Below are 217 nucleotides of genomic sequence, written 5' to 3'. Positions count from 1 at the left end.
GTCGCGGCCCACTCGGGCTGCGGAGCGGGAGTGCCGGTTGCGTCCGTGGTGGCCCACTCGGTCTGGACTGCGTCGGCGGGGAGTTCCTCGGTCGCGGCCCACTCGGGCTGCGGAGCGGGAGTGCCGGTTGCGTCCGTGGTGGCCCACTCGGTCTGGACTGCGTCGGCGGGGAGTTCCTCGGTCGCGGCCCACTCGGGCTGCGGAGCGGGAGTGCCGG

The 217-nt window shown here is 75.6% G+C and carries 1 protein-coding gene; it reads right to left on the bottom strand.

All coding sequences use genetic code 11. From position 1 onward, the window contains the following. Nucleotides 1–217: hypothetical protein (locus HUA76_RS45040; RefSeq protein ID WP_217440991.1), on the bottom strand; the 217-nt coding region annotated here is incomplete at both ends.

It is taken from the genome of Myxococcus sp. CA056 (assembly GCF_013336715.1).
GTDB lineage: Bacteria > Myxococcota > Myxococcia > Myxococcales > Myxococcaceae > Myxococcus > Myxococcus llanfairpwllgwyngyllgogerychwyrndrobwllllantysiliogogogochensis.
The sequence above is the reverse complement of the archived record's forward strand: the minus strand, read 5'-3'. Positions and strand labels throughout refer to the sequence as shown.